This is a genomic window from Muriicola sp. SD30, from assembly GCF_041205185.1.
Lineage (GTDB): Bacteria > Bacteroidota > Bacteroidia > Flavobacteriales > Flavobacteriaceae > Muriicola.
In genome coordinates this window covers 366,252-386,380 of record NZ_JBGEWB010000002.1, presented here as the reverse complement: position 1 = coordinate 386,380, position 20,129 = coordinate 366,252, and the positions used below count along the sequence as shown (strand labels likewise).

The 20,129-nt window shown below is 42.2% G+C and carries 20 protein-coding genes and 1 tRNA gene; 14 read left to right on the top strand and 7 right to left on the bottom strand.

Annotated elements, in window-relative coordinates; genetic code table 11:
- The first annotated feature begins 20 nt into the window (after positions 1-20).
- Entirely contained in the window at positions 21-2,774 is a 2,754-nt protein-coding gene (locus AB8P51_RS06795) for a PD-(D/E)XK nuclease family protein (RefSeq protein WP_369748035.1), read from the top strand.
- Here the strand turns inward: AB8P51_RS06795 and AB8P51_RS06790 are convergent.
- Positions 2,771-3,490 carry an SDR family oxidoreductase gene (locus tag AB8P51_RS06790; protein ID WP_369748034.1) on the bottom strand — a complete coding sequence of 240 codons (720 nt, stop codon included), beginning with the start codon at positions 3,488-3,490 and terminating at the stop codon, positions 2,771-2,773. The genes AB8P51_RS06795 and AB8P51_RS06790 overlap by 4 nt on opposite strands.
- A 131-nt stretch (positions 3,491-3,621) precedes the next feature.
- On the opposite strand from AB8P51_RS06790, the gene AB8P51_RS06785 reads away from it, so the two are divergent.
- Positions 3,622-3,695: transfer RNA gene (locus AB8P51_RS06785), tRNA-Ala, on the top strand.
- 331 nt (positions 3,696-4,026) lie between these two features.
- Here AB8P51_RS06785 and AB8P51_RS06780 read toward each other — a convergent pair.
- Positions 4,027-4,824: a universal stress protein gene (locus AB8P51_RS06780; RefSeq protein WP_369748033.1), complete on the bottom strand. Its 798-nt coding sequence runs from the start codon at positions 4,822-4,824 to the stop codon at positions 4,027-4,029.
- Between the two features lie 50 nt (positions 4,825-4,874).
- On the opposite strand from AB8P51_RS06780, the gene AB8P51_RS06775 reads away from it, so the two are divergent.
- The 7 genes from AB8P51_RS06775 to AB8P51_RS06745 all read left to right on the top strand — a co-directional run bounded on the left by AB8P51_RS06775 (position 4,875) and on the right by AB8P51_RS06745 (position 10,988).
- Complete coding sequence (locus AB8P51_RS06775) at positions 4,875-5,375, top strand: GNAT family N-acetyltransferase (RefSeq protein ID WP_369748032.1); 501 nt, start codon at positions 4,875-4,877, stop codon at positions 5,373-5,375.
- A 22-nt stretch (positions 5,376-5,397) separates the two neighbouring features.
- Positions 5,398-6,732 (top strand): MATE family efflux transporter, encoded by a 1,335-nt coding sequence (locus AB8P51_RS06770; protein WP_369748031.1) that lies wholly within the window; start codon positions 5,398-5,400, stop codon positions 6,730-6,732.
- A gap of 21 nt (positions 6,733-6,753) precedes the next feature.
- The gene (locus tag AB8P51_RS06765) at positions 6,754-7,521 is read left to right on the top strand and encodes an enoyl-CoA hydratase/isomerase family protein (RefSeq protein WP_369748030.1); all 768 of its coding nucleotides are present in this window, start codon (positions 6,754-6,756) and stop codon (positions 7,519-7,521) included.
- A gap of 35 nt (positions 7,522-7,556) precedes the next feature.
- On the top strand, positions 7,557-8,426 hold the full coding sequence (locus AB8P51_RS06760) for a LytTR family transcriptional regulator DNA-binding domain-containing protein (protein ID WP_369748029.1): 870 nt from the start codon (positions 7,557-7,559) through the stop codon (positions 8,424-8,426).
- A 97-nt stretch (positions 8,427-8,523) separates the two neighbouring features.
- Positions 8,524-9,699, top strand: coding sequence for an acyltransferase family protein (locus AB8P51_RS06755; protein WP_369748028.1), 1,176 nt, complete (start codon positions 8,524-8,526; stop codon positions 9,697-9,699).
- A gap of 35 nt (positions 9,700-9,734) precedes the next feature.
- A complete protein-coding gene (locus tag AB8P51_RS06750) occupies positions 9,735-10,187 on the top strand; it encodes a 6-pyruvoyl tetrahydropterin synthase family protein (RefSeq protein ID WP_369748027.1) in 453 nt (150 codons plus the stop codon).
- Between the two features lie 33 nt (positions 10,188-10,220).
- A complete protein-coding gene (locus AB8P51_RS06745) occupies positions 10,221-10,988 on the top strand; it encodes a UDP-2,3-diacylglucosamine diphosphatase (protein ID WP_369748026.1) in 768 nt (255 codons plus the stop codon).
- On the opposite strand, the gene recJ is transcribed toward AB8P51_RS06745, so the two are convergent.
- Together recJ and AB8P51_RS06735 are read right to left on the bottom strand one after the other, a co-directional pair.
- Complete coding sequence (recJ, locus tag AB8P51_RS06740; protein ID WP_369748483.1) at positions 10,985-12,676, bottom strand: single-stranded-DNA-specific exonuclease RecJ; 1,692 nt, start codon at positions 12,674-12,676, stop codon at positions 10,985-10,987. The genes AB8P51_RS06745 and recJ overlap by 4 nt on opposite strands.
- A 104-nt stretch (positions 12,677-12,780) precedes the next feature.
- Positions 12,781-13,203: an OsmC family protein gene (locus AB8P51_RS06735; protein WP_369748025.1), complete on the bottom strand. Its 423-nt coding sequence runs from the start codon at positions 13,201-13,203 to the stop codon at positions 12,781-12,783.
- Between the two features lie 60 nt (positions 13,204-13,263).
- Between AB8P51_RS06735 and AB8P51_RS06730 the strand changes: the two genes are divergently transcribed.
- Entirely contained in the window at positions 13,264-13,854 is a 591-nt protein-coding gene (locus tag AB8P51_RS06730; RefSeq protein ID WP_369748024.1) for a carboxymuconolactone decarboxylase family protein, read from the top strand.
- 12 nt (positions 13,855-13,866) lie between these two features.
- Here the strand turns inward: AB8P51_RS06730 and AB8P51_RS06725 are convergent, their stop codons facing one another.
- From AB8P51_RS06725 to AB8P51_RS06715, 3 genes are all read right to left on the bottom strand, one after another.
- The gene (locus tag AB8P51_RS06725; protein ID WP_369748023.1) at positions 13,867-14,994 is read right to left on the bottom strand and encodes a DUF819 family protein; all 1,128 of its coding nucleotides are present in this window, start codon (positions 14,992-14,994) and stop codon (positions 13,867-13,869) included.
- Between the two features lie 38 nt (positions 14,995-15,032).
- Complete coding sequence (gene rsmI, locus AB8P51_RS06720) at positions 15,033-15,704, bottom strand: 16S rRNA (cytidine(1402)-2'-O)-methyltransferase (RefSeq protein ID WP_369748022.1); 672 nt, start codon at positions 15,702-15,704, stop codon at positions 15,033-15,035.
- Positions 15,705-15,788: 84 nt separating this feature from the next.
- Entirely contained in the window at positions 15,789-16,475 is a 687-nt protein-coding gene (locus AB8P51_RS06715) for a hypothetical protein (protein ID WP_369748021.1), read from the bottom strand.
- Positions 16,476-16,578: 103 nt separating this feature from the next.
- Between AB8P51_RS06715 and AB8P51_RS06710 the strand changes: the two genes are divergently transcribed.
- The 4 genes from AB8P51_RS06710 (at position 16,579) to AB8P51_RS06695 (ending at position 20,095) form a co-directional block, all read left to right on the top strand.
- On the top strand, positions 16,579-17,220 hold the full coding sequence (locus AB8P51_RS06710; protein WP_369748020.1) for a thymidine kinase: 642 nt from the start codon (positions 16,579-16,581) through the stop codon (positions 17,218-17,220).
- Between the two features lie 89 nt (positions 17,221-17,309).
- Positions 17,310-18,419 (top strand): alanine racemase, encoded by a 1,110-nt coding sequence (gene alr, locus AB8P51_RS06705; protein WP_369748019.1) that lies wholly within the window; start codon positions 17,310-17,312, stop codon positions 18,417-18,419.
- An 86-nt stretch (positions 18,420-18,505) separates the two neighbouring features.
- Positions 18,506-18,904, top strand: a complete 399-nt coding sequence (mscL, locus tag AB8P51_RS06700) for a large conductance mechanosensitive channel protein MscL (RefSeq protein WP_369748018.1) — start codon at positions 18,506-18,508, stop codon at positions 18,902-18,904.
- A 201-nt stretch (positions 18,905-19,105) separates the two neighbouring features.
- Positions 19,106-20,095 (top strand): aspartate-semialdehyde dehydrogenase, encoded by a 990-nt coding sequence (locus tag AB8P51_RS06695; protein WP_369748017.1) that lies wholly within the window; start codon positions 19,106-19,108, stop codon positions 20,093-20,095.
- The last annotated feature ends 34 nt before the right edge of the window (positions 20,096-20,129 follow it).

The window sequence follows — 20,129 nt, the reverse complement described above, 5'->3', positions numbered from 1 at the left end:
AGCTTTTTTTATTTTTGGCTATGAAAACATTTCTGGAAGAAGTGGTCTCCGATATTATTTCGGAAAAAGTAGTCGATGACGATTTAGTCCTGGTTGTTCCCAGTAAAAGAGCCAGTCTCTTTCTTCTCCAGAAATTCGCTCAATCTACAAGTAAAGCAGGTTTTGCCCCAACTATTTATACTATTGAAGAGTTTATAGGTCTTGTTTCCGGTCTAACCTATGCTTCTAATACCCAACTGATCTTCGAGTTGTATCAGGTGTACAAAACAATTCACGGGGAAAAGGCTGATAATTTTCATGACTTTTCCAATTGGGGTAACACCCTCTTGCAGGACTTTAACGAGATCGATCGCTACCTCATTCCTCAAAATAAGTTATTTGCCTACCTCAGTGCCATTCAGGAAACAAATCACTGGTATGTAAAGCCAGAGAAAACTCCGATGATAGAGGCGTATATAGAGTTCTGGAATTCCCTGGAGCCCATATATCATAAGTTTTCAAAACATTTGCTCAATCAGAATATCGGATACCAGGGACTGGTATATCGAAAAGCGAGTGAAAATATTAAGGAGTACGCAATTGATATAAATGAAGGATCCCATTATTTTATAGGTTTTAATGCGCTGAATACTTCAGAATCCACCATCATTCAAAGTCTGTTGGATCAAAAGAAAGCTGAAATCTATTGGGACATTGACCCCTTCTTTATTGAAGATGCTGTCCATGATGCCGGTTATTTTGTTCGGTCCTATTTAAAAAACTGGTCTTATTTTGAAAAGAATACTTTAAAAGGCCCTGCACCGAATTATCTCAAGGAAAAAAATATCAATATTATAGGTGTCCCCAGAAATGTCTCTCAGGTAAAGTATGTTGGTTCTCTTTTAAAACAGTTCACTGCGGATAGTAAACATTCTCCGCAACGTACTGCAGTAATCCTAGGTGACGAAAACCTCCTGAATCCTTTACTGAATTCCATCCCGGATGTTGTTTCCAGTATTAATATTACGATGGGGTTGCCATTATCAAAAACTCCTGCCGCAAGTCTTTACAGTGAATTTATAGCCCTTTATCTGAATTGGAATTCTAAAGGCTGGTATTACAATGATATAATCTCTCTGGTTTCACACCCTTATATAAAAAGACTTTTTAAACAACCCGAAGAAACTCTCACGCGGCTATATAAAGAGATCCGAGAGAAAAATTGGGTTTATATCCAGCCCGAGCAACTTCACATTCTGAGTGAGGAAGATCGCAGTATTCTCCAGTTATTATTTTCCAGGAATTATACTTCTCCCGGGAAACTTCTGGATGCCTCCATAGAAGTAGCTCAAGAGCTAAAAGATCGTTTTGAGTCGTTTGGTGATTCTATTTCCTTGGAATACCTGGCGAAAACAATAACGGTGATCAATGAAATCAAAATTTACCTGAATAAATACAATTTTATTAATGATATAAAGTCGTTTCAAAGTCTATTCAGAGAGTTGACAAATAAAGAGACGCTCGATTTCTACGGAAAGCCACTGGAGGGCATTCAACTGATGGGGATGCTTGAAAGCAGGAATTTAGATTTTGAAACCGTCATTATTACATCCCTTAATGAAAGTATTTTACCTTCAGGAAAAACAAGTGGTTCTTTTATTCCTTTCGACCTTAAGCAAGAATTTAAAATGCCAACCTATAAGGAAAAGGACGCCGTATACACCTACCATTTCTACCGCTTGCTTCAACGAGCTAAGAATATTTATTTGCTGTACAACACAGAACCGGACGTCCTTGAAGGGGGAGAAAAAAGCAGGTTTATTTCTCAGCTACTTTCAGAAAACCGGGTTAAGGGCAGTATTCGTCAGATCATCGCCAGCCCGTCTATGAGTTTAACTGTCCCGATAAAGAAATCTATTGACAAGGATGTTTCCGTATTATCTCTCCTCCGGGAACGCGCCAGAAAGGGATTTTCTCCTTCATCTCTCTCCAGCTATATCAAAGACCCTATCGATTTTTATAAAAAATACGTATTGGGGATAAGAGAATCTGAAGAGGTTGAAGAAAATATTGCTGCCAATACTTTCGGGACCATTATACACGCCAGTATTGAGATTTTATATCAACCGTTTGTGGGATCTGTACTCTCCCCTGAAGCCATCAGGGAACGTATTTCTTTGATTCCTGAAGTTGTCAGGAATGCCTTTGCGGATTACTATCCTAATGTCTCGCTAACGGAAGGAAAAAATCTTATTGCCTACCACGTGATACAGCGTTATTTGCAAAAGTTTCTGGAAATGGAAATAGTTAGCAGCAGGAATCACAAAATCGAATTGCTTGCTGTAGAGGAAGAATTAAGCACTACTATCGTCGTTGAGGGCTTGGAATTTCCCATATGTCTAAAGGGGACTATAGACCGGATTGACAAAAAAGACGGCGTTCTTCGAATTCTGGATTATAAAACGGGGAACACAAAGAATTCTGAAGTTGAAATCACCGAATGGGATGCTATTACAACAGTGTCAGATAAAGGCAAGGCTTTTCAAATGATGGCCTACTCCCTGATGTACAATGAAAAATACCCTACGGAAAATTTTGAAGCCGCCATTATTCCTTTTCGCAATCTCGAAAATGGTTTTTTGAGGTTTTGCATAAAAGAAGCCACAGGGGGCAGGTATGCCAAAAAGGACTATACTATTACCCCTGCTACACTTTTGGAATTTCGTGAACAGTTTCAGCTTCTAATGCGAAAAATATTCGATCAGGAGGTTGCTTTTGAGGCACCACAAAACTAGGTATTCTTCTTATCCGGCCTGGTAGGCCTTACTTCGATCTTGCTCGGTAATGTACGCGGATTCATCCGCAACAGGTCCTCCACCAGCAATCCGATGTCTTCTGGCTGAATTTTCCAGGAATCCTTATCATCGGGTATATTATTGTTAAAATGAGTGGCGACAGAACCCGGCATGATGGTGGAAACCTTAATGTCAGATGTCCTCAGATCGAGCATAGCTGCCTGGGTAAATCCTACCAATCCGAATTTAGAAGCGTTATACCCTGTTCCTGAAGCGAAAAAATTAGTTCCCGCCAGGCTGGCAATTGTAATATAGTAACCTTCAGACCTTCTCAAGGCATCCACGGAAGCCTTAAGCGTGAAAAACGGGCCGTTGAGATTGGTATCTATCATCTTACGCCATTCCTCTGTACTGAGCTCGCCTACGGGCTTAAAGATGCCCACTCCGGCATTGGCAATCACCACATCGAGCTGCCCCCATTTTTTAAGGACTGCGTTAACAGCTTTTTCTTCATCCTCTGGCTCGGTTACATCGGAGCCCAGACCCAGAACTCTCTCTTCGGTTCCCAATTGTTTAGCCGCTTCTTTCGCTTTTTGAGCATCCCTGCCACTTATGGCAACTTTCATCCCTGCATTGAGGAGGGTTTCTGCTATTCCATAACCTATCCCTTTTGTCCCTCCTGTGATATAGGCCACTTTCCCTTCTAAATTTTCCATTTTTTACTTTTTTTCTAAAATAGGGTGAAGACAAGAAGATCTAAAACATCAGGCGTTATTGTTTTCTTAAAATAAAAGAAGGCTGCATTTTGAAACTTACTTAAAAATTAGTTCCTTTGCCCTTGCCTAATGGGGGATTAGCTCAGCTGGCTAGAGCGCTTGCCTGGCAGGCAAGAGGTCACCGGTTCGACTCCGGTATTCTCCACGATCAAGCGCAATTGGTATTGCGTTTAAAACAAAAGAAAGTCGCCAAATTTATTTGAGCGGCTTTTGTGTTTTTAATGCCCGGGGCCGCAAGGACATGGCCAATTGCATTTGCAGAACTTGGTTTAGCGGAGCAACGTAGTTACTCCGGTTACCCTATTATAGAAAAACTGCCGAGTTTACTCGAGCAGTTTTTTGTTTTCTGAAGCGTCAATACCGCAGGTATTGCATAAGTAATGAAAATTGCATTTGCAGGACGGGAGTTCATCTGGATCAACGAAGTTACTCTGGTAATCCCGCCGATTCAACCTCTGCTTTTTGTAATGATTTATTTAATCCTTCTTAACACTGAGAACCAAAACAGGGATCTTGGCTGAGAACTCGGCTTTATGGATTGTATTCTTTTCCCATAAGTTGGTAAATACCCCTCTCTTCCTCCTGAACACGCAGAGAAGATCGGGTTGATGAAGTTGAATGTGCTCTAAAATACCAAGGTAAGTAGTCGCGTGCTCCGCTAGTGTCAGTTGAGAACTTATATCCATCAAGGCTGTATTTACCTGCAGGTCCTTGTCAGTATATCCGGGAGTTTTTACAAGAAGTAAATGGATATCAGACTCAAACTTATTTTTAATCTGGATAAGGGGATCAAGGATTCTATTCCTTTTTAATACGCCCGACTTAAACCCTGTAAGTACTACTTTAAAAGGACTGAACTTTGTCCCTTTCGGTACGATCAGTGTAGGGATATCCGTTCTCTTAATCATTCGCCCCGAAGTATGCCCTAAATAAAGCTCTTCCTTTATATCATTGCTCCTTGGAGCGATCACCAAAAGATCAATCCCTATCTCCTCATCAATTTCTTTTAATCCGTCGATAAGATCTCCGTTGTAGGTGGCAATTTTTATATCGACATCCCTGGCATTTACCATTCCTATGATTTCTTTCAGCCTTTCTTTCCCGCTCATTTCCACTTTAGCAGAAATATTGGCTAATTTTCCCGCACCGCTGGTTACGTTAAAGACTTCCATAACATATACACTGGATGAGAACTGAGCAGCAAAATCTACCGCAAATTGAAGTGTTTCATGGGCATTGGGCGAGGTTCCGATTGGTACTAATATGTTCTTCATAGTGGTTAGGGATTTATACTCTAAATTTACGCAATAATTGACTTTAAAAAATGATCCGACCCGCAAAGATAGGCGAAATTCACCAGATCATGTCTATTACAAAGGCCTGTGCACATCATATGAGTGCACAGGGAATAGAGCAATGGAACGATCATTACCCATCGCAAGAAATATTTAAAAATGATATCGAAAGGGGAGAGTTATATGTCAAGGAAAGCGATGGGCAGATTGTAGGTTGTATTTGTATTACAACTGTGATGGATGAGGAATATATTCCTGTAAAATGGCTTACTCCCAATGAAATTAACCTGTACGTACACCGACTTGCAATTCACCCCGATCTTCAGGGAAGAGGATATGCCCGGCAACTTATGGATAAAGCCGAAAATATGGCTAGGGCGGGAAACTATACCTCGGTTAGATTGGATACCTTCAGTAAAAATGAGAGAAACCAGCGATTTTATGAAGCGAGAGGGTACAAAAAACTTGAATCGATCTATTTTCCGAAACAAAGTCCCCATCCATTTTATTGTTACGAACTTATTCTATAACTCCTTTATCTGACAAGCCGATTTGACTACTCGCGTAAGCTTTAAAACCATAAACAAACTGGCCATTCCGGCAACCATAGCAGGTATCGCCGAACCCATTCTATCCATCACCGATACGGCAATCGTGGGAAACATTCCCGAAAATGGATTGGAATCCCTGGCTGCTGTGGGAATCGTAGGTGCATTTTTATCCATGCTTATCTGGATCCTTGGGCAAACCCGCAGTGCCATTTCCGCAATTATATCCCAATATCTCGGGGCCGGTAAACTGGACCAGGTTTCCACCCTTCCTGCACAGGCCATAACCCTGAATGTCCTTTTGAGTATAGTGATCCTTTTGGGAACTGTTTTTGTTGTCGAAGAAATTTTCCTCCTTCTAAATGCAAAAGGCAAAATCCTTGAATTCTGTATTTCATATTATTCTATCCGGGTCTGGGGTTTTCCGCTAACACTTTTTGCCTTTGCAGTAATGGGGATATTCAGGGGCTTGCAAAATACTTATTGGCCTATGATGATCGCCATCGTAGGTGCGGTACTGAACATCGGCCTTGATTTTATCCTGGTTTACGGGATAGAAGGTTTTATCACTCCGATGTATCTGGAAGGTGCCGCATGGGCCAGTTTAATTTCACAAGGGGTGATGGCAGTTATGTCTCTTATTCTTCTAATCACCAAAACCAATATCTCCCTCAGGCCGAAACTGCCTATTCACCCGGAGTTGAGGAGGTTAATAGGGATGAGCCTGAATTTGTTTGTAAGGGCTGTTGCCCTGAACATCACTTTGATATTAGCCGTAAGGGAGGCAACAGCTCTGGGAGACCGATTTATCGGAGCCCATACAATTGCTATAAACCTCTGGCTCTTCGCCGCATTCTTTATCGATGGTTATGGGGCGGCTGGAAACATCATGGGTGGCCGGTTACTGGGGGCAAGGGATTTTACGAATCTCTGGAAATTATCCAAGAAAATAATGCTCTATGGAATACTGGTAAGCGGGGTGTTGATGATTATCGGATTTGTTCTTTATCGCCCGCTGGGCGAGTTGTTTTCTAATGACGCACGGGTATTACAAACCTTTTATTCTATATTCTTTATTGTAATCCTCGCTCTCCCACTGAATACAGTAGCATTCGTCTTCGACGGCTTATTTAAAGGATTGGGGGAAATGCGATACCTCAGAAATGTCCTGCTGATCGCTACCTTTATCGGCTTTATTCCATCTCTTTTCCTCGGAAAATATTTGAATCTGGGGCTTTACGGGATCTGGATTGCGATCACGGTCTGGATGACAATCAGAGGTGGGGCCCTGGTGTGGAAGTTCAGGAGAAAATTTCGCCCCCTTTTGCAAAAGACGTAATTTTGAGGAAATCTAACTGATATGGGAACCAACAGAGCTAATGGCAGTTTATATACCTCCGTCAACCAAGGTATCGCCACCATAGAATTTGGCCATCCGGCCGGGAATTCTTTTGTTTCTGAATTACTGCAGCGCCTTACAAAGCAACTGCAAGAGCTCTCTTCTGATAACAGCGTATCGCTTATTGTTCTAAAATCTGAAGGGGACGGAGCTTTTTGTGCCGGGGCTTCCTTTCACGAACTAATGGCGGTTTCCAACCAAAAGGAAGGAACCGAGTTTTTCAGCGGTTTTGCCCATGTCATCAATGCCATGAGAAACTGTTCCCAGCCCATTATAGGCAGGGTTCAGGGAAAAGCAGTAGGTGGTGGGGTTGGACTCATCTCTGCCTGCGATTATGTTTTCGCAACAGAGGATGCTTCCGTGAAACTCTCTGAACTAAGCATAGGGATTGCTCCTTTGGTTATAGCCCCCGCAGTAAAAAGAAAGGTTGGAGCACACGGTTTGGCAGAACTTTCCCTGTCTCCTACCGAATGGAAGAATGCCTATTGGGCAAAAGAAAAAGGGCTTTTTTCCAAAGTCTATGGCAATGTCAAAGAAATGGATAAGGAACTCGAATTTTTTACTTCCCAATTGGCAAAATACAATCCCATGGCCCTTGCTGCTTTAAAACAGGCCTTGTGGGAAGGGACAGAAGATTGGGGGACTCTACTCACCAACAGAGCTGCCCAAACGGGTGCCCTGGCATTGTCTGACCATACAAAGAAAGCGATGGCTGCTTTTAAAAAATAGCGACTATTTTAACCCCTGAAATTCAAGGAATATCCATGAACTTTTCTTTAGGAAAAATATTAAACACGCCCTACCCATTTTATTTTCGCGGTAAGTCGCTATGGCAGTTTGCCCTGATTATTTTTCTTCTTGCTTTTCTGTTCAATTATTTTTTTGCTCCCTTTGATGTCAATCCTGCAGAACACCGCATGGATTATTTCTGGATTAGTGTAATCCATTCTGCCACTCCGGTCCTGATTCTTATCCTGATGTATCCTTTCATATATTTTTCACCTTCCCTGGAGGAAAGGTGGACAATTGGAAAAGACATCCTTTTTCTCTCCATATTCCTCCTCCTGATCGGAATTGTACAATTCCTGATTCGCGACCTTATTTACGACAATCCCAACAACTGGTCATGGGGCTACTTCCGCGAAGAAATCAGCAATACCTTCCTGGTTGGAATCCTCCTTGTAGGAATTATTATTTCTGTCAATTTTAATCTTCTTAATGCGCGATATATCAAAGAGGCTCAAATCCTTGAACATAAGAGAATGGCCAAAAGTATCAAAAAGGAAAATTTAGTAATCCCCATCGAGACCCAGGTAAAAATGGACAGATTCAATCTGGAAGTGGAACGATTTCTATATGCCAAAGCCGATGGGAATTACCTGGTATTGCATTTAGTCCAGGAAAATGCAATAATTAAGGTTTTAAAAAGGATATCAATAAGAGATTTTGAAAAACAGCTTCGATCTGTTAAGGAAATCATCAGAACCCACCGTTCATTTGTTGTAAATCTCTCCTACCTCAGCCATGTGAAAGGCAATGCACAGGGATACCAACTAAGCTTAAAGGAATGCGATGCGGTGATCCCCGTTTCCCGGAATATGATCCCTGCTTTTGAAGCGAGTTTAAAAAACTAGGTTTATTTCCTTGTCACTGGCCCCAAAACCTTGTCATTCAAAACAAAGAAATCGAACGCAATCAGATTAAAAATATCTTTAGCAAAAAGTATCTGTCATGAGGCGTTACGATCTGGATTGGTTACGGGTTTTTGTTTTTGGCTTACTCATCTTCTATCATGTTGGGATGTTTTTCGTCCCATGGGGATATCACATTAAAAACAATGTGGAATATGAATGGCTGAAATTTCCTATGTTGTTTCTCAATCAATGGCGCCTTCCCATTTTGTTTGTCATCTCAGGTATGGGTACGTATTACGCCTTAAACAAAAGAACAGGGCTGCAATTTGGTTTGGAACGAATAAAAAGACTATTTCTACCTCTGGTTGTAGGAATGCTCGTGATAGTCCCTCCGCAGGTTTACATCGAAAGAATTGCCTACGATCAATTTATTGGTTCTTATTTTGACTTCTGGCCTTCAAAAGCCTTTATTGGTGTATATCCCGAAGGTAATTTAAGTTGGCACCATCTCTGGTTTTTACCCTATCTCTTGCTTTTTTCTCTAGCTCTGCTCCCGGTATTCCTCTACCTCAGAAAACATCCGGGAAACAGATTCATTTCCAGGCTAAAGAAAATAGTTTCAAACAGATTCGGCCTTTTTTGGTTTTTGATCCCTTTGTATCTGTACGAATCCCTGTTGGAACCTTTTTTTAATGTCACACATGCTTTAATAGGCGACTGGTTTGCGATTGCGAATTACACTACCTTGTTTTTATATGGCTTCCTTTTGATTTCTGTAAAAGAGCAATTCTGGCAAACGGTTACCCAGCATCGCAGATTTTATCTCCGTTGCGGATTAATAGGATTTACTTCTTTCCTTAGCTTAATCCTGATATTTGAAGACTCTATTTGGGTACATTTTACTGAAGCTTCCCTGAAAGTCTTTAATTTATGGTCCTGGATCCTTGCTTTATTTGGATACGCAGCACACTATTTGAATAAACAGAGTGCTACATTGGCCTATTCTAATGAAGCTGTCTACCCCTTCTATATCTTACATCAAACCATCACTATAGTGGCGGGTTACTTTATAATGAATCTGTCTTGGGGTCTCCTGCCAAAGTTTCTTATCCTTAGTATTGCAACCTTTGGAGGATCCTTTATCATATATGAATTCTTCATCAGAAGGTGGAAATGGATTCGCCCTCTTTTTGGACTCAAATTAAAAAAGGCAATTTTTCCCCTTTCAAAACAAACAGACGGTTCTGCGGCCAAAGTTGATCCTTCCTTTTAAAGAATTCCTACCTTTGCCCTTTAAGATTATATTAAATGAGCAGGATAAGGGTAACCAAGGAATTCAGTTTTGAAACAGGGCACGCTTTGTACGGCTACGACGGAAAATGCAAGAATGTCCACGGGCATAGCTATAAGTTGGCTGTTACCGTGATCGGAACGCCTATTTCAGAAGAAGGTGCTGTTAAATTAGGTATGGTGATCGATTTTGGAGATCTCAAGAAGATTGTACGGGAAGAGGTGGTCGATCCCTTAGATCATGCGACGATATTTAATAAAAACACCCCTCATCTCGAACTTGCAAGAGAATTGGAAACACGAGGTCATAAAGTGATCCTGGCCGATTATCAGCCAACCAGTGAAAATATGGTCATCGACATTGCAGCGAGGATAAAAAAAAGACTTCCGAATCATATTCAATTGCATTCTTTAAAGCTCAGGGAAACAGAAACGGCTTATGCCGAATGGCATATGGATGACAATCCCTGATCCCCTCACCGATTTTTCTATCTTTACTACCCGATGAAACAACTAAAGGTACCGACAGGAAAGAAAGTCTATTTTGCCAGTGATAATCATCTGGGTGCGCCAGACAGGGCTAAAAGTGCTGTCAGAGAACGGCACTTTGTTTCCTGGTTGGAGGAGGTGAAAAAAGATGCTGCGGCTATTTTTCTACTTGGAGATCTTTTCGATTTTTGGTTTGAGTACAAAACAGTTGTTCCCAAAGGCTTTGTCCGCACCCTAGGCACCCTCGCACAAATAACCGACAGTGGTATACCAGTCTATTTTTTTGCGGGGAACCACGATCTGTGGATGAACGGTTATTTTGAAGAAGAACTTGGAATTCCGGTTTTCCATAAACCCCAGCAATTTGAAATTAACTCGAAACGATTCTTTATAGGGCATGGCGATGGCCTGGGCCCACACGATAAGGGGTATAAAAGGATGAAAAAGGTATTTACCAATCCCGTTGCCAGGTGGTTCTTCCGATGGTTACACCCCGATTGGGGAGTAAGATTAGCTCAGTATTTCTCCATAAATAACAAACTTATCTCCGGAGAAGAAGATCAGGAATTTCTGGGAGAGGAGAACGAGTGGCTGGTGCAATACGCCAAAAGAAAGCTTTCTCAGGACCACTATGACTACTTTGTCTTCGGACACAGGCACCTGCCCCTGGAAATAAAACTCAATGATAAATCGACCTACTTTAACCTGGGAGATTGGATAGGTCATTTTACCTATGGTGTTCTCGATGGAAGCACCTTTGAACTCAAAAAGTTTGAGATCTAGGCCTGCCTGATATCCTTTATCTTTAACTGAAGACTTATACTCCCGTTCCAGTGATTCTCATCAAGGGAATACACCAGACTGAAGTTGCTATCCCTCACTAAAGGCAGTTTATCGCCCAGGTTAAAACCTATGCCCTGGATTGGATTGGAATTTCCTTGTTTTACAGCTAATTTAAGGTGCTTTTCTTCCTCTCCTACTCCCTTGGCATATCCTGAATCGCGTAGCTGGTGCGTCAGGAATACCGGTTTCATATTTCCAGGCCCAAAGGGTTCAAATTGCTTGAGGATCCTCATCAATTTTGGAGTAATGTCAGCAAGGGTGATTTCTGCATCAATACGAATTTCCGGACTGAGTAATTCAGGGGATATGGTCTTTGATACAACCTCCTCAAAGCGGGCCTTGAATTCCTCGTACTGCGATTCTTTTAGGGTAAGTCCGGCTGCATACTTATGCCCTCCAAACTGTTCCAGCGATCCTTTACACGCCTCCAGGGCGTTGTACAAATCGAACCCTCTCACAGACCGGGCAGAAGCGGCCAGTTTGTCCCCGCTTTTTGTAAATACAAGCGTAGGCCTGTAGTAGGTTTCTATAAGCCTCGATGCAACTATCCCGATAACTCCCTTATGCCAGCTCTCCTTGTAGACCACGGAAGTGTATCGCTCTTCTTCTTTGTTTTCTCTGATCTGTAACAGGGCTTCCTCGGTAATCTCCTGATCAAGACCCCTGCGATCGGTGTTAAACTTTTCAATTTCTGCGGCCATCTTTCCGGCTTTCACCGGATCGGTCTCTGTAAGCAGGGAAACGGCATAACGCCCGTGCTCCATTCTACCTGCCGCATTTATCCTGGGTGCAATAATAAAAACAACATCAGTTACACTCAGATTGGATTTGTTTACTGCCTTCAGTATGGCTCTAAAGCCCGGACGGGACTGTTGGTTGATTACCTCCAGACCGTAATAAGCCAAGACTCTGTTCTCCCCGGTGATCGGAACGATGTCTGCTGCGATTGCAGTGGCTACCAAATCGAGATAGGGTATAATTCCTTTAACCGTATGTCCTTTTTGTTGTTCCAGGGCCTGTATCAGCTTAAAGCCAATACCACATCCACATAATTCGTCATAGGGATAGTTACAATCGGGTCTTTTAGGATCTAAAACCGCAACTGCATCCGGAAGTTCACTTCCCGGACGATGGTGATCACATATGATAAAGTCGATTCCTTTTTCATTTGCGTAGGCTACCTTATCAAGGGCTTTAATCCCGCAATCGAGGGCAATGATAAGGCTAATGTCGTTGTCAGCAGCAAAATCAATTCCCATATATGACACCCCATAACCCTCTGCATAACGGTCGGGAATATAAGTGGCTACATTGGGGTATTGTGATAACAGATAGGATGAAACGAGTGCCACTGCGGTAGTTCCATCCACGTCGTAGTCCCCATAGATGAGAATATTCTGCTCTGATTTGATGGCGTCAGTTATCCTCTTTACGGCCAGGTCCATATCCTTCATCAGAAATGGATCGTGCAAATGCTCCAGCTGTGGTCTGAAAAAATTAAGTGCCTCTTCGTAGTTCTTTATCCCCCGTTGTATTAATAAGGTCGCGACCAAAGGAGACACTTTAATGGCCTCGCTGAGATGCTTCACAACTTCCTCTTCGGGTTTGGCTTTTAAGGTCCATCGCATTTCACAAATTTCATCAGGGCTCATAAAGTAGAATCAGCGGGTGTATGTCCTATGCAGAAAAGAGTTTATTTATCGGTATTATAATCAGCTTTCAGGTGATAAATTCAATTCAGGTGATAAATATTTTCGGTAGAAACAGTAGCAAACCTGCGAAACATTTCCATTACGCCACAGTATTTATCAACGGAAAGGTCTACGGCCCGCTGTAGTTTTTTCTCATCCAATTCCTTACCGTAAAAATGATATTCCAGATGTACTTTATGGTAGTACTTTGGATGCTCATCGGTAAGTTCCGCGTAAATTTCAATATGGAATTTATCTACCTTCAATTTCATTTTATCGAATAGGGAGACTACGTCCAAGCCAGAGCACCCAGCCAGAGAAGTTAGCATTAGAGCTTTAGGCCTGTATCCGTTTCCTTCACCCCCATCTTCTGGTCCCGCATCAATTTTTAAATCAAGTCCGGAAGGATTATTGCTCTCAAAGGCCATATTCCCGATCCATTTGGTACTGATATGATTTGTCATGCTCTGTTTTTTTTGTTTCTTGTAATTTCAAAATTACAACAATAACCCTTAATTCAATTTATGCCGCTGGTCAACCCACTTCCTCCTGAACACGATGCTGAAACAAAAGAACTCGCCGACTTTTTTAATGAGACGTTGGGGTTTTGCCCCAATTCTATCTTAACCATGCAGCATCGCCCTTCCATTTCAAAGGCTTTTATTGGGTTAAACAAGGCCGTGATGGAAAACCAAGGGCGGGTAACCTCAGCGCTTAAACGGATGATTGCCTGGGTAAGCAGTAATGCCACAGGATGCAGATATTGCCAGGCCCACGCCATTAGGGCAGCTGAACGATATGGTGCCGAACAGGAGCAATTAGACAATATATGGGAATACAGAACACATCCTGCCTTTTCTGAGGCCGAAAGGGTGGCTCTCGACTTTTCCCTGGCAGCTTCCCAGGTCCCAAATGCAGTTGATCAACAAATAAAGGATGCTCTTTACGCCCATTGGAATGAAGGGGAAATAGTGGAAATGCTTGGGGTAATCTCATTATTTGGTTATCTCAACCGCTGGAACGACTCCATGGGAACTTCCATTGAAGGAGGTGCTGTGGAAAGTGCGGTACAATACCTCGGCAAACACGGATGGGAAAAGGGTAAACATAGTTGATCTCTTTTATTTTCAGACCAAAATATTCTCCAGTAGATATATTGTAAGAACCCCCCAAAAAGTGCCGGTAGCCATGCTTAAAATGGCAAGTACAACGGCATGAGGCATCCATTTCTTTTCATAGGCAGCGGTTACTGCCGGGGCCGTGGCTATACCCCCTACATTGGCCATACTGGCGATAGGTACCCAGGCCATGTTGAGATTCAGCATTTTGGCGATGACCATCATAAAGACAAAATGCCCTATCAACCAGACGATCAGAAAAACGAGGAATACAGGATTAAATCCCAAAGTGGCAAACTGCAATTTTAATCCCAGTACGGCCATTACTATCAGGATAAGAATTGCTCCTGAACGCAGGGCAAACTTAAAATTCCATCGTGGCCATATATTACTGATCGCAAGTCCGATCAGGGAGAGCAATATTACTTTGGCTATAAAACTCTCTACCCAGAGATTTGTCAGAATCACAATTCCAAGGAGAATCACAATAACGCCCCAAGAGGGTATTGATTTTACCGGATCGGAGCGGAGGTTCTCCGGAATACCCAAATCTGTGATTTTCAATTTTCGATTGATCAGATTACTGCCTTTGATGAACTGGAACATCAGGATGGTCCAGATATTTACCAGGATATTATCCATCACAAGGACAGAGAGAAAAATATCCTCGGGACAGGCTACAATTTCCTTCAGGACAAGCTGACTCGTACTACCCCCTATCCAGCTGCCGACAATTGGCGGAATCCCTTTCCAGTATTCCTCATTAACAAGGGTGTTGGTGACAAAATTGGTATCGAGGAAAGCGAACGCTAATAAGACCGGAAAAAGGGCAATAAAAACCGATCCTCCGGCAAATAGAAATATGGGTTTCCAGCCAATAGCCCTGAGCTGTCCAAGGGATAAACTACTCATAACTGCAATGATCGCAAGGGGAATAAAATAATCCCGGCTAAAGGAATGAATCTCATCCTGGGAATAGTCTACTCCGGTGAGATATGAAATGATGGCAGGAATAATATAGGCCAATAAAATGGCCGGTACCCAATCGAAGAGGGACTTGATATGTCTGTTTTCCCATCGATCTAAAAAGAATACCGCAAGGACGGTGAATAAGGTGATGAGCCAAGGTGCTAACATGCCGGAAAAATTACGACAAATAATTTCAGCAGAAGCTACTATTTCTTCCCTCCAACTACGATAACAAATTCTCCTTTCACTGGATTTTCCTTATAGTATTCTAGAATCTCAGAAAGTGACCCACGCACGGTTTCTTCGTAAATCTTGGTGAGTTCCCTGGAAACAGAAGCAGGCCTGTCATTCCCCAGAGAGGTGATAAGGTCCTCCAAAGTCCTTAACAGTTTATGGGGCGATTCATAGAAAATCATGGTTCTGCTTTCTTCCTTGAGGGCCAGCAACCTGGTTTGCCTTCCTTTTTTTACCGGCAGGAAACCTTCGAAAACAAATCGCTCTGATGGCAGTCCGCTATTCACCAATGCTGGGATCATCGCCGTTGCTCCTGGAAGACACTCTACCCGGATACCGGATTCGAGGCAGGCCCGGGTAAGCAGAAATCCGGGATCGGATATGCCCGGCGTACCTGCATCAGAGATCAGGGCCATGGATTCTCCGTTTTTTAACCTTTGTACAAATTTATCTACGACCTTGTGTTCATTATGCATGTGATAGGCATGCATAGGTTGATTGATCTCGTAATGCTGAAGAAGTTTTCCGCTGTTACGGGTATCCTCTGCAAGGATCAGATCCACTTCCTTAAGAATTCGGATAGACCTGAAGGTAATGTCTTCCAGATTCCCAATAGGTGTAGGTACGAGGTAAAGTGTTCCCATGGACATGGCTGTTTGTTAATAATAAGAAGCCGAAAGTAATGAATTCAACTTTCGGCCAATTTGTATGTATAAAAAATCAATGTCTTAAGAAAATCGACGTTCAATGTGGGCGATAAACCTGATTGCGTATTCTTCCTTCCCCTTCCAGTTGTTGTATTCCGGTTTAACCATATTGTCAATAAAAGCCATGGAGCGATCGGCAGTTTCAATGGTATTTAACTGGGAAAGAACCCGGTTAAATTCTTCAGTACTATCATTGAACAGGTGTTTTACAAAGGCCAGTCTGTCATTGAGGCCAATTACAATTTCCTTATTAGTGAGTTTGTCGTTTAGAGACTTGACTTTCTCTGATTTGTCTAGAGTTTCCTGGTTCGGGGTAACATCTTTTGCATCATTTTTGAGGACTTCTGTCTTCGCTACAAATTCGGCAAACAACTGCTCTATATTGAGGTCTTTGGGCATTTCAGATACCATGTGTTTTATAGTATCTATTCCGGGTGTCATAATATCCTCTTCATGGGGGTTATTTTCGGGAACTGTCTTATTGCCTTCCATAACGGCAGTGGCCATTTTCTCGAATTTAGCAGCAATTACGTTCTTAGAAACATCTATTTCTATATCCCCCAGTTTTTCTTCAATGAGTTTCAGAACCGCCAGTTTCTCGTAAAGACTTCTGGCTGCTTCATATAGCCCGGGAATATCATCCTTATCCTGAGAAGTAATAATCTCTGTTGAGAGTTTTACCAATTCCTCTTTCAGTTTACGCTTCATTTCTTTTTTGATTTTCTTCCCTGTAAAGGTCTGTCTTTTTTAATACTTTTATACATATTTAATTCTAACGGAGGAAATCCCTTATTTCGTCTAAAATTACAAAATGTTTCTCGAAAATACTGTTAATCATAAAGAACAATTTGGGTGGATAGAAGTGATCAGCGGGTCAATGTTTTCGGGAAAAACAGAAGAACTTATCCGAAGGCTGAAACGCGCCAAATTTGCCAAACAAAAGGTAGAGATCTTTAAACCCATCATCGATACTCGATACAGTGATGAACGCGTTGTCTCTCATGATGAGAATGAGATAAGGTCTACCCCCGTACCCTCAGCTTCACATATAAGACCACTGGCAGAGGACTGTGATGTAGTTGGGATAGACGAGGCACAGTTTTTTGATGATGAGATTGTCACCGTCTGCAATGACCTGGCAAATAAGGGGATCAGAGTAGTTGTGGCTGGTCTCGATATGGATTTTAAAGGTAATCCTTTTGGGCCCATGCCAGCCCTTATGGCCACGGCAGAATATGTAACCAAGGTTCATGCCGTTTGTACCAGAACCGGTAATCTGGCTAATTACAGCTTTCGTAAATCGGATAATGAAAGCCTGGTATTATTGGGAGAAATTGAAGAGTACGAACCCCTGAGCAGGGCAGCTTTCTTTAAAGCTATGCTGAAGGAAAAGATTAATTTGATGGAAGTAAAGGCAGAAGAAGTGATACTTACTAAAAAAAACAAACCATAAAATTATATTCCTGGCAGTTCACCGCCCTCCTGAGGGTTTTGTCAACAGGATACCAATAATCTGCATGATATATTTACACCAACCACCTTATGCCTGATTCCCATCAAACGGTTCTGGAAATCAATTTAGGAGCACTGGAACACAATTATCGTTTTCTCAGATCTAAAATTGATCCTTCTACAAAATTTATGGGGGTTGTGAAGGCATCCGGCTATGGGAGTGATCCCCTTGTTATTGCCAGGAAACTGGTAGCTCTGGAAGTTGATGCACTGGCAGTGGCTTATACCTCTGAAGGCGTACACCTTAGGAAGGGAGGAATCGAATGTCCAATTTTAGTCCTTCACCCGCAGGAGATCAATTTTAAAGAGCTTATTAGCTATTGCCTTGAACCAAGTCTGTACAGTTATAAAATCCTGAAATCGTTTCACAAGATAGCCGGAGAAGCATTTCAGGAAAAGTATCCTGTTCATCTTAAATTCAATACCGGTCTTAACCGCCTCGGATTCTGGGAAAATGATATACAGCATATTAAGAAAGAAATAGAAGATTCGGGTGTATTGAAAATCAAAGGCATATTTTCACACTTAGGTGCCTCTGAAGACTTGTTGGAAAAAGAATTTACTCTTTCTCAGATAAAAACATTTGAAGCGATCGTAGTAGAGGCAGAGAGTGCCTTGGGGCCCATCCCGATAAAACATTTACTCAATACCTCCGGGATCCTTAATTACCCGAAGGCACAATGGAACATGGTGCGCAGTGGAATTGGTATATATGGTTATGGAAATGATCCTGAATACGACAGCTCACTCCGCCCGGTAGCCTCATTAAAAACTATTATTTCACAATTACATCGAATTGAGCCCGGTGAAACTGTGGGATATAACAGGGCATTTAAAGCAGATGGGTACAGAACAACTGCCACCCTCCCCTTAGGTCATGCAGATGGTATTGGAAGACAGTACGGCAATGAAAAAGCTTCAGTTCTTGTCAAAGGAAAACAGGCTCCTATCATCGGAAACGTGTGTATGGATATGTTGATGATAGATGTAACCGATATCGATTGTGCCGAGGGCGATGAAGTGATCATTTTTGGGGAAGGCCAGAGCGCTGAGCAATTTGCCTCATTTGCCGGAACCATTTCCTATGAACTTCTTACAGGACTAGCCCCAAGAATACCACGTTTGTATACTGAATACTAATTTTTAAAATTATTTAGTACAAAGACTATAATATTTAAAGAAAGTCAGCGTTACTCAGGTTATATTAACTAATTAAAACACAAACCATGCTTAAAGAATTCAAGAATTTTATTATGACAGGCAATGTCATTGAGTTTGCCGTAGCTGTTATCCTAGCCGGGGCAGTTAGTCAGGTAGTCAACGGTTTTGTAAAAGACATCATTATGCCCGTTGTAGGTGAATTTACAGGGGGGGTCGACTTTGCGAATTTGAAGTACGTCCTTACCGAAGCATCAGGAATTGCTGGTGAACCGGGAGCTATTGCAGAAAACGCAATTCGCTACGGAGCCTGGATAAATACCATTGTCAACCTAATTATTGTAGGCTTTGTGCTGTTTATAATCATAAAGGCTTATAACAAAACCAAAAAACCACCTGCAGCTCCAAAAGGGCCTAGCCAGGAAGATTTATTGGCTGAAATCAGAGATCTTCTGAAAAAGCAGTAAAGAATTCAAAGCTGTAGCTTTTACAGCGAAACCGCTATACTACTAGCACAATTTTAATCCCTATGTCTGTAAACGCTATCCAGACATAGGGTTTTTTTGTTGGCTATATAACAAATTGTGATATTTTTATAAAACTGAAAAAGCTGCCTTGTGCTGTAAATCGCTTTCCAGTACCTTTGGCCCACCAAAAAAACTGGTCTTATGAAAGTAGCAATAGTTGGAGCCACTGGCATGGTTGGAGAGGTAATGCTAAAAGTTCTAGCAGAACGAAACTTCCCTATCTCAAAATTACTGCTTGTTGCATCCGAAAGGTCTAAGGGTAAGACGCTAACCTACAAAGGTGAGCCTTATACTGTTATCACACTTGAAGAGGCCCTTGCTGAAAAACCGGATCTCGCTATATTTTCCGCAGGTGGTGAAACCTCTTTAAATTGGGCCCCTAAATTTGCTGCTGTTGGCACCACAGTTGTAGACAATTCCTCTGCCTGGCGTATGGACCCCAACATTAAGCTGGTGGTCCCTGAGATCAATGCCCATATCCTTACTAAAAAGGATAAGATCATTGCCAACCCTAACTGTTCCACTATTCAGCTGGTCCTGGTTCTGGCACCGCTACACAAGGCCTATACTATGAAACGAGTAGTTGTATCGACCTACCAGTCGGTTAGTGGAACCGGCGTAAAAGCAGTGCAACAAATGGAGAATGAGGCAGCGGGTATTCAGGCTGAAATGGCTTATCCCTATCCCATCCATAGAAATGCCCTGCCTCACTGTGATGTTTTTCTGGAAAACGGATATACCAAGGAAGAAATGAAACTTGCCCGGGAACCGAGAAAAATACTTGGAGATGATAGTTTTGCCATCACGGCCACAGCGGTGAGAATCCCTACTTCAGGAGGCCACTCCGAGTCGGTAAACGTAACTTTTGAGCGGGATTTTGACCTTCAGGAATTAAGGCGTTTGCTAAGTAAAACTCCCGGGGTAGTTCTGCAGGACAATCCGGACACCAATACGTATCCCATGCCCATTTACGCCCATGACAAAGACGATGTTTTCGTCGGGCGAATCAGAAGGGATGAATCTCAGTCCAATTCCCTCAATATGTGGATTGTTGCAGATAATTTAAGGAAGGGCGCTGCTACCAATGCTGTTCAGATAGCCGAATACCTGGTGGGGAACAAACTCCTATGATCAGGGTGTTTAAATTCTGTTAAAAAGGCCGCTC

Excerpts from the sequence above, each read along its gene's own strand:
- AB8P51_RS06725 (WP_369748023.1), bottom strand. The coding sequence starts at position 14,994 with ATGTTAGCACCTTGGCTCATCACCTTATTCACCGTCCTTGCGGTATTC.
- AB8P51_RS06695 (WP_369748017.1), top strand. The coding sequence starts at position 19,106 with ATGAAAGTAGCAATAGTTGGAGCCACTGGCATGGTTGGAGAGGTAATG.
- AB8P51_RS06765 (WP_369748030.1), top strand. The coding sequence starts at position 6,754 with ATGGGAACCAACAGAGCTAATGGCAGTTTATATACCTCCGTCAACCAA.
- recJ (WP_369748483.1), bottom strand. The coding sequence starts at position 12,676 with ATGCGATGGACCTTAAAAGCCAAACCCGAAGAGGAAGTTGTGAAGCAT.
- AB8P51_RS06780 (WP_369748033.1), bottom strand. The coding sequence starts at position 4,824 with ATGAAGAACATATTAGTACCAATCGGAACCTCGCCCAATGCCCATGAA.
- AB8P51_RS06745 (WP_369748026.1), top strand. The coding sequence starts at position 10,221 with ATGAAACAACTAAAGGTACCGACAGGAAAGAAAGTCTATTTTGCCAGT.
- mscL (WP_369748018.1), top strand. The coding sequence starts at position 18,506 with ATGCTTAAAGAATTCAAGAATTTTATTATGACAGGCAATGTCATTGAG.
- AB8P51_RS06735 (WP_369748025.1), bottom strand. The coding sequence starts at position 13,203 with ATGACAAATCATATCAGTACCAAATGGATCGGGAATATGGCCTTTGAG.
- alr (WP_369748019.1), top strand. The coding sequence starts at position 17,310 with ATGCCTGATTCCCATCAAACGGTTCTGGAAATCAATTTAGGAGCACTG.
- rsmI (WP_369748022.1), bottom strand. The coding sequence starts at position 15,704 with ATGGGAACACTTTACCTCGTACCTACACCTATTGGGAATCTGGAAGAC.
- AB8P51_RS06730 (WP_369748024.1), top strand. The coding sequence starts at position 13,264 with ATGCCGCTGGTCAACCCACTTCCTCCTGAACACGATGCTGAAACAAAA.
- AB8P51_RS06710 (WP_369748020.1), top strand. The coding sequence starts at position 16,579 with ATGTTTCTCGAAAATACTGTTAATCATAAAGAACAATTTGGGTGGATA.
- AB8P51_RS06795 (WP_369748035.1), top strand. The coding sequence starts at position 21 with ATGAAAACATTTCTGGAAGAAGTGGTCTCCGATATTATTTCGGAAAAA.
- AB8P51_RS06755 (WP_369748028.1), top strand. The coding sequence starts at position 8,524 with ATGAGGCGTTACGATCTGGATTGGTTACGGGTTTTTGTTTTTGGCTTA.
- AB8P51_RS06790 (WP_369748034.1), bottom strand. The coding sequence starts at position 3,490 with ATGGAAAATTTAGAAGGGAAAGTGGCCTATATCACAGGAGGGACAAAA.
- AB8P51_RS06760 (WP_369748029.1), top strand. The coding sequence starts at position 7,557 with ATGAACTTTTCTTTAGGAAAAATATTAAACACGCCCTACCCATTTTAT.
- AB8P51_RS06775 (WP_369748032.1), top strand. The coding sequence starts at position 4,875 with ATGATCCGACCCGCAAAGATAGGCGAAATTCACCAGATCATGTCTATT.
- AB8P51_RS06715 (WP_369748021.1), bottom strand. The coding sequence starts at position 16,475 with ATGAAGCGTAAACTGAAAGAGGAATTGGTAAAACTCTCAACAGAGATT.
- AB8P51_RS06750 (WP_369748027.1), top strand. The coding sequence starts at position 9,735 with ATGAGCAGGATAAGGGTAACCAAGGAATTCAGTTTTGAAACAGGGCAC.